The 13621-nt window shown below is 62.9% G+C and carries 11 protein-coding genes; 9 read left to right on the forward strand and 2 right to left on the reverse strand.

What is annotated here, in order from left to right; genetic code table 11:
* Window positions 1-87: 87 nt before the first annotated feature.
* A complete protein-coding gene (locus BLW80_RS05890; RefSeq protein ID WP_093757163.1) occupies window positions 88-1422 on the reverse strand; it encodes a dihydroorotase in 1335 nt (444 codons plus the stop codon).
* A gap of 151 nt (window positions 1423-1573) precedes the next feature.
* Between BLW80_RS05890 and ygfZ the strand changes: the two genes are divergently transcribed.
* The 5 genes from ygfZ to BLW80_RS05915 all read left to right on the forward strand — a co-directional run bounded on the left by ygfZ (window position 1574) and on the right by BLW80_RS05915 (window position 7158).
* Window positions 1574-2458, forward strand: coding sequence for a CAF17-like 4Fe-4S cluster assembly/insertion protein YgfZ (ygfZ, locus tag BLW80_RS05895; RefSeq protein WP_093757164.1), 885 nt, complete (start codon window positions 1574-1576; stop codon window positions 2456-2458).
* 13 nt (window positions 2459-2471) lie between these two features.
* Window positions 2472-3098: a DNA-3-methyladenine glycosylase I gene (locus tag BLW80_RS05900; protein WP_093757165.1), complete on the forward strand. Its 627-nt coding sequence runs from the start codon at window positions 2472-2474 to the stop codon at window positions 3096-3098.
* Window positions 3099-3125: 27 nt separating this feature from the next.
* Window positions 3126-3752 (forward strand): YfbR-like 5'-deoxynucleotidase, encoded by a 627-nt coding sequence (locus BLW80_RS05905; protein WP_093757166.1) that lies wholly within the window; start codon window positions 3126-3128, stop codon window positions 3750-3752.
* A gap of 75 nt (window positions 3753-3827) precedes the next feature.
* On the forward strand, window positions 3828-4334 hold the full coding sequence (locus BLW80_RS05910) for a tyrosine phosphatase family protein (protein WP_089265850.1): 507 nt from the start codon (window positions 3828-3830) through the stop codon (window positions 4332-4334).
* A gap of 127 nt (window positions 4335-4461) precedes the next feature.
* Complete coding sequence (locus BLW80_RS05915; protein WP_093757167.1) at window positions 4462-7158, forward strand: DUF2339 domain-containing protein; 2697 nt, start codon at window positions 4462-4464, stop codon at window positions 7156-7158.
* A gap of 25 nt (window positions 7159-7183) precedes the next feature.
* Here BLW80_RS05915 and BLW80_RS05920 read toward each other — a convergent pair whose 3' ends face one another.
* Window positions 7184-8125, reverse strand: a complete 942-nt coding sequence (locus BLW80_RS05920) for a hypothetical protein (RefSeq protein WP_139285781.1) — start codon at window positions 8123-8125, stop codon at window positions 7184-7186.
* Between the two features lie 264 nt (window positions 8126-8389).
* Here BLW80_RS05920 and BLW80_RS05925 point away from each other — a divergent pair, with 264 nt between their 5' ends.
* The 4 genes from BLW80_RS05925 to BLW80_RS05940 all read left to right on the forward strand — a co-directional run bounded on the left by BLW80_RS05925 (window position 8390) and on the right by BLW80_RS05940 (window position 13609).
* Window positions 8390-9898, forward strand: coding sequence for a flavin-containing monooxygenase (locus BLW80_RS05925; RefSeq protein ID WP_093757169.1), 1509 nt, complete (start codon window positions 8390-8392; stop codon window positions 9896-9898).
* 185 nt (window positions 9899-10083) lie between these two features.
* The gene (locus BLW80_RS05930) at window positions 10084-11775 is read left to right on the forward strand and encodes a thiamine pyrophosphate-dependent enzyme (RefSeq protein ID WP_093757170.1); all 1692 of its coding nucleotides are present in this window, start codon (window positions 10084-10086) and stop codon (window positions 11773-11775) included.
* Window positions 11776-11972: 197 nt separating this feature from the next.
* Window positions 11973-12755, forward strand: coding sequence for an ABC transporter ATP-binding protein (locus tag BLW80_RS05935; protein WP_089265846.1), 783 nt, complete (start codon window positions 11973-11975; stop codon window positions 12753-12755).
* On the forward strand, window positions 12752-13609 hold the full coding sequence (locus tag BLW80_RS05940) for an ABC transporter permease (RefSeq protein ID WP_210185302.1): 858 nt from the start codon (window positions 12752-12754) through the stop codon (window positions 13607-13609). Before BLW80_RS05935 ends, BLW80_RS05940 begins: the two co-directional genes overlap by 4 nt.
* The last annotated feature ends 12 nt before the right edge of the window (window positions 13610-13621 follow it).

A 13621-nucleotide genomic window follows, 5' to 3' on the forward strand; every position in this document is an offset into this window, starting at 1 on the left:
AGGCCACACACTACGTCGCTCGTGATTTCACCCCACCCCGCTGCGAGCTTCGCATGCATCGCCCCCCTCCAGGGGAGGGTGAAGAGTTCAAGCCTTCAACGTCTCCAGGAATTTCACCGTCTCACCCTGCGACGGCGTGACTAGCTCGCCCTGCCACATCACGCGGCGGCCGCGCACGAAGGTGCCGACGGGCCAGCCAGTGACTTTCACACCGTCATAGGGCGTCCAGCCGGCCTTAGAGGCTACCCAGTCATTGGTGATGGTCTCGGTGCGCTTGAGATCCACGATGGTGAAGTCGGCGTCATAGCCCGCCGCGATGCGGCCCTTCATGGCGATGTTGTAGAGCCGTGCGGGACCGGCGCTCGACAGATCGACGAAGCGCGCCAGCGACAGGCGGCCGGCATTGACGTGATCCAGCATGATCGGCACCAGCGTCTGCACGCCGGTCATTCCCGAGGGCGACGCCGGATAGACTTTCTTCTTTTCCTCAAGCGTGTGCGGGGCGTGATCAGAGCCGAGCACGTCGATGATGCCCTGACTGATACCGTTCCAGATGCCGTCGCGATGGCTGGCATCGCGCACCGGCGGGTTCATCTGCGCCAGCGTGCCGAGGCGCTCATAGCACTCCGGCGCCGCCATGGTCAGATGATGCGGCGTCGCCTCGCAGGACGCGACATCCTTGTGCTCGCGCAAATATTCGATCTCTTCTTTCGTCGAGATATGCAGAACATGAATGCGCTTGCCGGTCTCGCGCGCAAGGTTGACCAGCCGCTGCGTCGCCATCAGTGCCGCAGTCTCGTCACGCCACACCGGGTGCGAACGGGTGTCGCCTTCGATGCGCAGGTTCTTGCGCTCGTTGAGGCGATATTCGTCTTCGGCATGGAAGGCGGCGCGGCGCTTGATGACCTGGAAGATGCGGCGGAGGCTGTCGTCGTCCTCGACCAGCAGCGCGCCGGTCGATGAGCCGATGAATACTTTCACGCCGGCGCAGCCGGGCGCACGTTCGAGCTCCGGCAGATCCTGCACGTTCTCGCGGGTCCCGCCGATGAAGAAGGCGTAATCGCAATGCATGCGGTGATGGCCGCGCTTCACCTTGTCGGTGAAGGTGGCTTCGTCGATGGTCAGCGGATTGGTATTCGGCATTTCGAACACGCCGGTGACGCCGCCCATCACGGCGCTGCGTGATCCGGTCTCCAGGTCTTCCTTCTGCTCGAGGCCCGGCTCGCGGAAATGCACCTGGGTGTCGATCACGCCGGGCAGGATGTGCAGCCCCTTGCAGTCGATTACTTCGGCGGCCGAGGCCGCGCCGAGCGATCCGATGGCGGCGATTCGGCCATTGCGAATGCCGATATCGCGCGCACCCTCGCCGTCCTGATTGACGACGGTGCCGTTCTTCAAAATCGTATCGAATGTCTGGGTCATCTGGTCTCGTCACAGCCTGTGAATGCCGCGCAGGATGAGCGCGGGCCTTGTTGTCGGCATCTTAGCGGCTTAACTTTGGCTGTCATATCCGCCAGCCGTGATTCACCCTCGTTTCCTGGCTCGTTTATTGGATTTTTTCGAGATTTTCCCAATGAAAGCAGCGTTTCTCCCCGATCGGGGTGTGGTGAAAATTGCCGGCGACGACGCCCGCGGTTTCCTCAACAACCTCGTGACCTCCGAGATCGAGGTGTTGACGCCGGGCACCGCGCGGTTCGGCGCGCTGCTGACGCCGCAGGGCAAGATCATTGCCGACTTCCTCATCACCGAAGCGCCGGCCGGCCATGGCGGCGGGCTCCTGATCGACTGCCCGCGCGAACTGGCACAACCGCTGGCCACCAAGCTCGGCTTCTACAAGCTGCGCGCCAAGGTGACGGTAGAGAATCTCTCCGACGCGTTCGGCGTGCTTGCGGTGTGGGATGGCGAGCCCGGCATGAAGCCGGACCTGACCTTCGCCGATCCGCGCAATGCGGAGCTCGGCTATCGCATCCTCGTGCCGGCGGATCTCGCCGCAAAGACGGCGGCGCTGGTCGGGGCCGAACTGGTCGATGCGTCGGCCTATGAGGCGCACCGCATCAGGCTCGGTGTGCCACGCGGCGGAGCTGATTTCGCCTATGGCGATGCGTTCCCGCACGAAGCCAATATGGACAAGCTCTCCGGTGTCGATTTCGACAAGGGCTGTTACATCGGCCAGGAGGTCGTCTCCCGCATGCAGCATCGCGGCACCGCGCGCACGCGCATCGTCGGCGTCACGCTGGATGGCGCGGCGCCGGCCGCCGGCACCGAAATCCGCGCTGCGGACAAGCCGATCGGCACCATGGGCTCGTCTGCCGATGGCCGTGGCCTCGCCACGATCCGCACCGACCGCGCCAGTGATGCGCTCGACGCCAATGCAGCTTTCCTGGCTGGCGATATCGCCATTCATCTGGCCGACGCCGCCGCCGTACGCGCGCTGGCCACGAAGAAGACCCCCGCATGAAAAAGATCTCGGCATGAGCAAACCCGCGATCACGCATGCCGACGGCAAGACGCGCTGCCCGTGGCCGGGTGAAGATCCGTTCTATGTGGCCTATCACGACACCGAATGGGGCGTCCCGGAATACGACGACCGCGCGCTCTACGAGAAGCTGATCCTCGATGGCTTCCAGGCCGGCCTCTCCTGGATCACCATCCTGCGCAAGCGCGACAATTTCCGCAAAGCATTCGATGACTTTCAGCCGGAAAAAATCGCGCGCTACGGCGAGAAGAAAGTTCATGCGCTGATGAACGATGCCGGCATCGTGCGCAACCGCGCCAAGATCGAAGGCGCGATCCTCAGCGCCAAGGGCTATCTGAAAATCATGGAAGAAGGCGCCGGCTTCTCGAAATATCTGTGGGACTTCGTCGACGGCAAGCCGCTGGTCAACAATTTCAAGACCCATGGCAGCGTGCCTGCCTCGACACCGCTATCGGCCAACATCTCGAAAGACCTGCAGGGGCGCGGCTTCAAATTCGTCGGCCCGACCATCGTCTATGCCTTTATGGAGGCCACAGGCATGGTCAACGATCATCTCGTGACTTGCTTTTGCCACGAGGCCTGCATGGGCCTGAAGCGCAAGCCGCGCCTCAAGGCGAAGTAGCAGCAAGAAACTCAAGACCAAAAACCGATGACCAAATCGAAATTCGACCAAAGATTTTCCCGCGACGTCGCCACCCGCGCCTGGCAACGCATGCTGTCGGGCCGGCGGCTTGATCTGCTCGATCCCTCGCCGCTCGATATCGAAATTGCCGATATTGCCCACGGGCTCGCGCGCGTCGCGCGCTGGAACGGGCAGACCCACGGCGCGCACATTTTCTCGGTGGCACAGCACACGCTTCTCGTGGAAGCCGTTTTGCGCGAGCAGATGCCGCGCGCCGACGAGCGTGTGCGGCTCGCGGCCCTGCTGCATGACGCGCCGGAATATGTCATCGGCGACATGATCTCGCCGTTCAAGGCGGTGATTGGCGGCGACTACAAGGTGATCGAGAATCGCCTGCTCGGCGCCATCCACATCCGCTTCGGCCTGCCGCCGGCGCTGGAGCCCGGGATCACCAAACAGATCAAGGCCGCCGATATGGGCGCCGCCTATCTGGAAGCCACACGCCTTGCAGGCTTCAAGGAAGCCGAGGCAAAGCGTCTGTTCGGCAAGGATCCCGGCCTCTCGGAAGCCATGGTGGAAGATTACCTGACGCCGTGGTCGGCGGGGAAGGCTGAGAAGCGGTTTCTGGCAAGGTTTGAGGCGCTGCTGGCGTAATTTAAACTCCGTCATGCCCGGGCATGACGTGGAGAGAACGGAGCGTTATAACGACGCTCAACAAAAGGTTCCCCGATGATCCACGTCTGCTCGCTCGCCGATCTGCATCCCACCGTGAAGGACACGGCTGCGAGCCACGTGCTCACCATCATGGCCAATGTCGCGCAGGTGCAGCGACCGCCATCTATTTCGGAGGCCAATCATCTCAGGGTGCAGGTCGACGACATCACCGAGGCGATGGACGGCTTTGTCGCGCCCAACGAAGGCCACATCACGCAGGTGCTAGACTTCGTCCGCGGCTGGGATCGCGCCTCGCCGCTGGTGATCCATTGCTATGCCGGCATCTCGCGTTCCACCGCCAGCGCCTTTGCCGCCGCCTGCATGCTCAATCCGGACCGCGACGAGCGCGACATCGCGCTGCGAATCCGCGCGGCCTCGCCAATCGCCTCCCCTAACCGCCTGCTCGTGACCCTCGCCGACAAGGCGCTGGGCCGCGGCGGCCGTATGGTCCGCGCGCTCGACGAGATGGGCCCCGGCAATCTGACCGTGATCGGCAAGCCGTTCCGCCTCGATCTGGATTAATTCCAGCAATTACGCGCAGCGCGTGAACTAAAGTTCTCCACGACAACACATACCGATGGCCATGTCCCCGGGCGCCGTTCCGGGGCATGATTGGCGTGTGCCCTGCTTCCTGAAGGTTTGATAGTCGATGTTCGATGATTTCGGTTTCGTCACGCTAGTGATTGCCATCGTTGCCTTCATCTTCGCGCGCAAGGCGCGCAATGAAGTGAAGGTGCTGCGCGCCCGGGTCGACGCCTATGAGGCGCTGCCGCGCGTGGCGGCAACGCCGGCCGCCGTCGCAAGGCCGGACCTCACACCGACCACGCCGAACATTGCATCCGCCCCTGCCGTATCCGAGACTCCAACCGAGGTGACCCGCGAAGCTGCCCCCTCGATCCAGCCGGATGTCCCTGCTCATACTACGCCCGAACCCGCTGCGCCTGTGGAAGCCCCTGCGGCTGGCCCCGGCTTCGAGGAACGCATCGGCACGCGCTGGGTGGTCTGGGTCGGCGGCCTCACGCTGGCACTCGGCGGCTTCTTCATGGTGCGCTATTCCATTGAGGCCGGCCTGCTCGGCCCCGGAGTGCGCGTGCTGCTCGGCGGGTTGTTCGCGCTGGCGCTGCTCGCCGTCGGCGAATTCGCCCGCCGCAAGGAAAGCCTCTCGGCAATCGCACCGCTGCCCATCGCCAATATTCCGGCGATCCTCACGGCCGCCGGCACTGCCGTCGCCTTCGCCACAGTCTATGCGGCCTATGCGCTGTATAACTTCCTCGTCCCCGGCACGGCCTTCGCCCTGCTCGGCATCGTCGCCATGTGCACCATGGCCGCGGCATTGCTGCACGGCCCGGCGCTCGCGGGCCTCGGCATTGCCGCCGCCTTCGTCACGCCGGTTTTGGTGTCGTCCGGCAAGCCGGATTACTGGGCGCTGTATATCTATCTCGCCATCGTCATGGCGGCCGCCTTCAGCCTTGCGCGTATCCGGCTGTGGCGCTGGCTGGCGCTGACCACCATCGTCTTCGCGACGCTGTGGACCCTGCCGGGCCTCGACGCCGGGACACCTGCCCTTGCACCGCATACATTCCACGTCCTCGCCGGCTTCCTGCTTGCCTCGCTGCTGGTCGTCTGCGGCTTCCTGTACGGCCCGCCGGCTGAAGAAGGCCGCATCGAAGGCATCTCGTCCGGCGCCCTCAGTGCGAGCCTGCTCAGCGCGACGCTGGTGGCGCTCTCGAGCTTCCATGCCGACATGGCCATGGTGACCTTCGCGCTGATCGTCGCCGGCACGCTGTTCGTCGCATGGTACGCACAAGCGGCCACCGCGGCGGTTGCCGTGGCCGCTGGCTTCGTCGCCGTGGTCTTCCTGGAGTGGGCCATCCAGGGCAATCTCGACATGCTGGTACTGCCCGGCGGGCCGCTAGCCGGCATCGGCGCCAGCCCGGTGGAAAGCTCGGTGTCGCTGCATCTCGCATCCGCCGCCATCTTCGCCATTGGCTTCGGCGTGCTCGGCTTCCTCGCCCAGGGCCGATCCGTTAGTGCCGTTATTCCGGTGATCTGGTCGGGCGCCGCGGTATTCACGCCGCTGGCGCTGTTGATCGCGCTCTATGCCCGCATCGCGCATCTCGATCGCTCGATCCCCTTCGCCATTCTCGCCGTGATCATCGGCGCAGCCTTCGCGGCCGCCACCGAACTGCTCGGCAAGCGCGAGCCACGTCCGGGCCTCGCGATCTCCACGGCGCTGTTCGCCACCGGTACGCTCGGTGCGCTGGCGCTGGGGCTGACCTTTGCACTGGAGAAAGGCTGGCTCACCATCGCACTGTCGCTGATGGCGCTGGGCACAGCCTGGATCTCCATGCAGCGGCCGATCCCGTTCCTGCGCTGGCTCGCGGCCATCCTTGCCGGCATTGTCGTCGCCCGGATGGGCTGGGAGCCCCGCGTGGTCGGCGATCTCGTCGGCACCACGCCGATCTTCAACTGGCTGCTGTGGGGCTACGGCGTGCCCGCTGCATCGTTCTGGGCCGCCAGCATCCTGATGCGCCGCCGCGGCGATGACGCGCCGCTGCGCATGGTGGAATCCGCTGCGATTCTGTTCACAGTGTTGCTGGCCTTTATGGAGATCCGCCACTTCGTGAATGGCGGCGATGTCTATCGGTCCTCCTCAAGCCTCACCGAGGTCGCGCTGCAGGTCTGCGTCGCGTTGGCCATGGCAATCGGACTGGAACGCCTGTGGGAGCGGAGCCGCAGCATCGTTCACAGCGTCAGTGCCGGGCTGCTGATATTGTTCGCCGGCGTCGCAAGTCTCGGCGGGTTGCTCTTCATCACCAATCCCGGCATCTGGCGTATCGATGTCGGCGGCGTAATCTTCAACCTACTGCTGCTCGGCTATGCTCTGCCCGCGGTGCTCGCTCTGCTGCTGTCCTACGCCGTAGCGGGCCGTCGCAAGCCCGCCTATGGCAACACCATCGCTGGCGGTGCGCTCGTACTGGCGCTGGCCTACGTGACGCTGCAAATCCGCCGCATCTATCACGGTCCGATCTTCTACAACGCTTCAATCACCGACGCCGAGCAATATACGTTGTCGATCGCGTGGCTCGGCTTTGGCGTCGTGCTGCTCGGCATCGGCATCCTGTTCAACTCGCAGCGCGCGCGGCTCGCCTCCGCCGTGGTCATCGCATTGACGGTGCTGAAGGCGTTCCTGGTCGACATGTCGTCGCTCACCGGCGTCTACCGCGCACTGTCCTTCATGTGCCTCGGCCTCGTGCTGGTAGCCATCGGCTGGCTGTATCAGCGCATCCTGTTCTCGAGACGCAAGGCCCAGGCGCCGACAGTGGCTCCAGCGGCCGAAACATAAGCCGCCCGCGTGGCTAGCCTCGTCGTCAGGCGAGGCGCATCAATCGAATGGGTTCGGACTTGACCTCCATGATCGAGCCATCGGCAAAAGCCAGCATCGCGGGGCTGCGCGGATCGAGATTCAACGTGATCTGATCCTCGCTGCCATCGAAGGTGATCGTTGCCGTGCTGCCCGAGATTGCGACATGGGTCTTGGCACGGGAAATCCCGGCGCCGAGTTCGAGAGTCGTATTCATCGACGCGTTGATTGTGTCTCGGCCATCGCCGGCGGCGAAACTCACCACCGAATCGCTCCACACTGAAATCGCATCATCGCCGGCTCCGCCCGCCACGCGGCTGTTGGACCATGCACTGATGACATCGTTGCCGGCGCCGCCTGCGACGATGGAGTTCGACCAGGCTGAGATCATGTCATCGCCGCTGCCGCCATCGACCTGGCTGTCGGACCATGCCGCGATCTGGTCATGACCGGAGCCGCCCGATACCCGGGCGTTCGACCAGGCCCTGACGAAATCATCGCCCGAACCTGCATCGACGATACTATCGGACCAGGCATCGATGCGATCATTGCCTGAGCCGCCGACGACGCCGGCTCCCGACCATGCCTTGACCACGTCATCACCGGCGCCTGCATCGACCACGCTGTCTGACCAGACGTCGATACGGTCGTTGCCATCGCCGGCGTCGACCAGCGCGCCACCCTCGGCACGCATCACGTCATTGCCATCGGTCCCCGACAGGACCTTGAGGTTGAATTCCTGCATCCGCAGCAAAAAGGCGAGAACCACCGGCGACACGCCGATACTCGCGGTCGTCGTCTTGGCAGGTTTGCCCGTTGCGTCCGGCACATCGAGGTCGGCCGTGGCCGGCGCGGCTTGCGGCGACGGCATTGCGGCATCGGGCGGAGACGGTGCTACCGGCGTCACGAATGGCTGGTACCAAGGCGTCCAGGATGCAGGGCTGATCACGATGCACACTCCTCAACTTGACGCGTGCCATCCTGCCCAGACGATCTAAATTTCTCCTTAAAGGTGCCGAATTACCTGGCACAACCCAATGGAATATCGTCTTCAAACGTTGATTTCCTGGAATTATTGTCTGCGTGGGGTTGTGCTGTTTACTCGCACCTGTCAGCTCCCCTGGAATACCCCTTGCGGCAATGCTCTCCCGGCACTTACCCTTGTCCCAAACCGCCCTCAGCAAGGAGGCGGCGCGAAAAAGATCGGGAGCCCATGAACGCCCAGGGAAAAATCGCCACAGATTCGTCCGTCGAAAACTCCGCCGAACATGTCGATGTCATTGTTGTCGGCGCCGGGATCTCCGGCATCGGCGCCGCTTATCACCTCACGAAGCAAAATCCGGACACGCGTTTTCTGGTTCTGGAAACCCAGGACAGTTTCGGCGGCACCTGGCACACCCATCGCTATCCCGGCATCCGCTCCGACAGTGACCTGCATACGTTCGGCTATCGCTTCAAGCCCTGGACATCGGCGCCCATCGCCACCGCTGCGGAAATCCTGCGCTATATGGGGGACGTGATCGCCGAGAACGGCCTCGACACGCATATCCGCTATCGGCACAAGATCCTGTCCGCCAACTGGTCGAACGCTGACAAGCTCTGGACGCTCACCGTCATCCGCCACGACACTGGCGAAACGCTGTTCTTCACCACACGCTTTCTGTGGATGTGTCAGGGCTACTATAATCACAATCAGGGTTACACGCCGCAGTGGTCGGGCATGGACCGGTTCAAGGGCCGCACGGTGCATCCGCAGACCTGGCCGGACGATCTCGACATCACCGGCAAGAAGGTCGTGGTGATCGGCTCCGGCGCGACTGCCGCGACACTGGTGCCGGCCATTGCGGACAAATGCGCTGAAGTCACCATGCTGCAGCGCTCGCCGACCTTCTTCATCACCGGCCGCAATGTCAACGCGCTGGCAGAGACGCTCCGCGAGCTGGATGTCGACGAAGAATGGGTCCACGAGATCGTCCGCCGCAAGATCCTGTTCGATCAGCAGGCCTTCACCAAGCGGACGAACAGCGAGCCGGAGGTGGTGAAAGAGGAACTACTGAAGGGCGTACAGGCCTATCTCGGCAAGGACTACGACATCGCCACCCATTTCACGCCGCGCTACCGGCCTTGGCGGCAACGCATCGCCTTCATTCCCGATGGCGACCTGTTCCAGAGCATCAAGGCCGGCAAGGCGAGTGTCGTCACCGATGAGATCGAGACCTTCACCGAACAGGGCATCACGCTGAAATCCGGCAAGACGATCGACGCCGACGTCGTCGTCACCGCCACCGGCTTCAATCTCAACATGCTCGGCGATATCGCCTTCTCGATCGATGACGCACCGCTGAATTTCTCGGACACCGTGACCTATCGCGGCATGATGTTCACCGGCGTGCCGAACATGGTGTGGATCTTCGGCTATCTCCGTGCCAGCTGGACATTGCGCGTCGATCTCGTGGCCGACTTCGTCTGCGGGCTGCTGAAGCATATGGAGGCGACCGGCGTCACGACGATCACGCCGCAGTTGCGGCCCGAAGACCGCGACATGCCGCTGCTGCCATGGATCGACCCCGAGGACTTCAACCCGGGCTACATCATGCGCGGCATGCACCTGTTGCCGAAGCGCGGCGACAAGCAGGAGTGGCAGCACAACCAGGACTACTGGAGTGACAAGGACGTATTTCCGGCCATCGACTATGGCGATCCGATCTTCCGATACACGTAACAAACGTTCAACACATCGCGCATTTCTCCAAGCATTGCGCAAACATAATTGACCATCATGAAACCGTTTCGCGGTTCAGCTATTGCTGCAGTGCGACCATTCGGTTCCAATCACAATTGGACCGACTGCATAGCTGCATCAGCCCGCCTCCCGGCGGAGAGCCAATTCTAGAAATCGGAGCTCCCATGTCGAAAACTGTCGCGGATGAGATTGTCCATGTGCTTGAGACGATTGGCGTACAGCAGATTTTCGGCCTGATCGCCGACTCGCTTAATCCTTTGGCGGACTCGGTCCGGCGCAGCAAGATCGAGTGGGTCGGGGTACGGCACGAGGAAGGCGCGGCGCTGGCCGCCGCAGGCCAGGCCAAGCTCACCGGCAAGCTCGGCGTTTGCGCCGGCTCCACCGGGCCCGGCAGCACGCATCTCGTCGCCGGCCTCTATGAGGCTGCGCGCGATCATGCCCCGGTGCTGGCACTCTCGGGCGAAATGGCGCGGGCAGCCAAAGGCGTCGACTTCTTCCAGACCACCGAACCGGACCTGCTGTTTCGCGACGTCGCACTCTACACCCAGACCATCACCACCGCCGCGCAGGCGCCCGGCGTGATCCATCAGGCTATCTCCACCGCCTATGCAGGGCCCGGCGTCGCGCATCTGACGCTGCCTGTCGACGTGCTGTCGTCGAAAGCCGAAGGGGCGACAGCGAGCGTTGCCACGCTGGTGCCGCGCGGCGAGATCCTCCCGAATGATGCCGCCATACAGGAAGCCGCGCGCCGCATCGACGAGGCCGGCAGCGTCGTCATCATGTGCGGCCACGGTGCCATCGGCACCGCCGAACTCCTGCGCGCGCTCAGCGACAAACTGAAGGCGCCACTAGTGCATTCGGTGCGCGGCAAGGAGATCATGGCGTTCGACGATCCAAGCTGGATGGGCGGTCTCGGCATGATCGGCACCAAGGCCGTCTACAATGCCGTACATGATTGCGACCTGCTCGTCATGGTCGGCACCGACTATCCCTACTCCAACTTCCTACCGCGCAAGGGCAATGTCATCCAGATCGATGTGCGCGCCGAAGCGCTCGGCAGGCGCACACCGACGAGCCTCGGCGTCATCGGCTCGGCACGCCCTGCGTTGAAGATGCTGCTGGACAGGGTGCAAACCAAGACCGACGGCCAGTTCTTCGAGACGACCAGTCACGCCCGCAAAAAGTGGGATGAGATGCTCGACAAGCAGGCCGACCCGACCCGCAGCAAGAACAAGATCCACCCGCAGGCCGTCGCGCGCATCGCCAGCGATCTCGCACGGCCCGATGCAATCTTCGTGTTCGACACCGGTCTGAACACTCTGTGGTCGGCCAACTGGATCCGCCAAAACGGCACCCAGCGCATCATCGGCTCGTTCAACAATGCCGCGGTCGGCACGTCCGTCGGCCAGGGCAACGGCGTGCAGATCCTCGATCGCAGCAAGCAGGTTATCGTGCTCACCGGCGACGGCGGCTTCAACATGCTGATGGGCGAGTTCATGACCGCCGTTCAGCACAAACTGCCCATCAAGGTCATCGTCTATAACAACTCCGCCCTCGGCCTGATCACGCTGGAAGCCGAAAGCATCGGCCTGGCGCCGTTCCGCGAAGCCATCGAATTCCCCAATCCCGATTTCGCGGCACTGGCACGCGCCTGCGGCGCGCAAGGCTTTACGGCCAAGCAGCCGGGTGATTTGAAGAAGGCCATCGCCGACGCGCTGGCCTGTGACGGACCCGCCATCGTCGATTGCGTGGTGGCGCCCGACGAGCTCCCGAACCTGCCGCATGTGGACGTCGCCATGGTCGGCAACTACGCGCTGGCGAAGATCAAGGAAGCAGTGATGGCCGTAACGGGCTAACGCAAAGTGTTCGCCAAAAATACACTTCGCCACACCTGCTCAATTTATCGCCGAGAATAAATCCAGCCTGCCCAAAGCCGGGGCAAAACACTTCAAGCCTCAAGCTATCCGCAGAAAACCTGCGCGATTGCTTGAGGCTTTTTCGCGCCCAAGATGGCACGCAGCTTGCGTATGTGCGGTACCCAGGAAACCGCATCATGCCGCCGAAACAAGTTCAGCTCACTGTCCAGAACATCAGCAAGTCGTTTGCCGGCAAGGGCGGCGACGTCAATGTGCTCGACGATCTCTCTTTCACCATCAACGAACGCGATTTCGTCAGCATTATTGGCCCCAGCGGCTGCGGCAAGACGACCATCTTCAACATCATCGCCGGCCTGCTGGAGCCCGATGGCGGCACTATCACCTATCGCGGCAAGGAAATCGAAAGCCTACGCGGCCGCGTCGGCTACATGATGCAGAAAGACCTGCTGTTTCCGTGGCGCACGGTGATGGGCAATGTGCTGCTCGGGCTGGAGACTCGCGGCGTCGACCAGAAGGAGGCCGAGGAGAAGGCGCGCGAGTATCTCAAGCAGTTCGGCCTCGCGGGCTTCGAGAACGCCTATCCCAAGACCCTGTCCGGTGGCATGCGCCAGCGCGTGGCGCTGATCCGTACGCTGATCATGGATCCCGACATCCTGCTGCTCGACGAGCCATTCTCGGCGCTGGATTATCAGACGCGGCTGTATCTCGAAGGCGTGCTGAAGGATGCAGTCCAGAAATTCAACAAGACGGTCATCCTCGTGACCCATGACATCGACGAGGCGGTCGCCCTGTCGAAGCGCGTCGTCGTGCTGTCCGGCCGCCCGGCACGGGTGAAGGTCGTGCATGAGATCGACATCGAGGCAACCTCACCCATCACCGCGCGCAACGACGTGAAATTCTCGACCTATTTCAAGACGCTTTGCGCCGAACTCGATATCCAGACGGAGACAACATCATGAGCCTCGTGATGTCCGGCACATCCGCGCGCAAGAAGACCGCACCGCGCAAGTCCCGCAAGAAGCGATCGGCCTTCGACACCACGCTCGGCCGCGCCGTGCTGCAATTGCTCGCCGTCGCAGCGTTCTTCGCACTATGGGAGCTCGGCGTCCATGCCGGCTATATCTCGGCATTTTTGATGGGGTCGCCATCTGGCATCTTCGCGACGTTCTACAAGCTGGTCCTGAGCGGCGAACTGCTGTCGGATTCCTGGTACACGCTGTTCGAGGCCATTCTGGGCTTCATCATCGGCACCATCTTCGGATCGCTGTTCGGTCTGGCGCTGTGGTATTCGGTGTTCGTCGCCAAACTGGTCGAGCCCTTCATCGTCGCCATCAATTCGGTGCCGAAGATCGCGCTCGCGCCCATCGTGGTGCTGTGGTTCGGCACCGGCCTGATATCGAAGGTCGCACTCGCCGTTTCACTCACTGCACTGGTGGCGCTGATCGCCGCTTATCAGGCGGCCAAGGATGCCGACGTCGATCTGCAGTCGCTGATGATCTCCATGGGCGCCGACAAGCATCAGGTGTTCTGGAAGGCTGTGGTGCCATCCACGCTGCCGTCGATCATCGCCACCTTCCGCATCAATATCGGTTTCGGCCTGGTCGGCGCCGTTGTCGGCGAGTTCATCTCGTCGCAGCGCGGCCTCGGCCACATGATCTTCCTCGCCTCCAGCCTGTACGACCTCAACTCGGTCTGGGTCGGGTTGTTCACGCTGATGATCCTCGGCTTCGTGCTCTATTACGTCATCGACATCATCGAGCGCACCTCGCTGCCGTGGAAGCAGGCGACCACCTCGCATCAGGTCCAGGTTTAATCCCTCCTTTTC

Origin of the sequence: Tardiphaga sp. OK245, assembly GCF_900108575.1 — a bacterium.
GTDB classification, from domain to species: Bacteria; Pseudomonadota; Alphaproteobacteria; order Rhizobiales; family Xanthobacteraceae; genus Tardiphaga; species Tardiphaga robiniae.

What these genes read in the sequence shown, in the direction of transcription:
- BLW80_RS05890 (WP_093757163.1), bottom strand. Translation starts at nt 1,422, where the DNA reads ATGACCCAGACATTCGATACGATTTTGAAGAACGGCACCGTCGTCAAT.
- ygfZ (WP_093757164.1), top strand. Translation starts at nt 1,574, where the DNA reads ATGAAAGCAGCGTTTCTCCCCGATCGGGGTGTGGTGAAAATTGCCGGC.
- BLW80_RS05900 (WP_093757165.1), top strand. Translation starts at nt 2,472, where the DNA reads ATGAGCAAACCCGCGATCACGCATGCCGACGGCAAGACGCGCTGCCCG.
- BLW80_RS05905 (WP_093757166.1), top strand. Translation starts at nt 3,126, where the DNA reads ATGACCAAATCGAAATTCGACCAAAGATTTTCCCGCGACGTCGCCACC.
- BLW80_RS05910 (WP_089265850.1), top strand. Translation starts at nt 3,828, where the DNA reads ATGATCCACGTCTGCTCGCTCGCCGATCTGCATCCCACCGTGAAGGAC.
- BLW80_RS05915 (WP_093757167.1), top strand. Translation starts at nt 4,462, where the DNA reads ATGTTCGATGATTTCGGTTTCGTCACGCTAGTGATTGCCATCGTTGCC.
- BLW80_RS05925 (WP_093757169.1), top strand. Translation starts at nt 8,390, where the DNA reads ATGAACGCCCAGGGAAAAATCGCCACAGATTCGTCCGTCGAAAACTCC.
- BLW80_RS05930 (WP_093757170.1), top strand. Translation starts at nt 10,084, where the DNA reads ATGTCGAAAACTGTCGCGGATGAGATTGTCCATGTGCTTGAGACGATT.
- BLW80_RS05935 (WP_089265846.1), top strand. Translation starts at nt 11,973, where the DNA reads ATGCCGCCGAAACAAGTTCAGCTCACTGTCCAGAACATCAGCAAGTCG.
- BLW80_RS05940 (WP_210185302.1), top strand. Translation starts at nt 12,752, where the DNA reads ATGAGCCTCGTGATGTCCGGCACATCCGCGCGCAAGAAGACCGCACCG.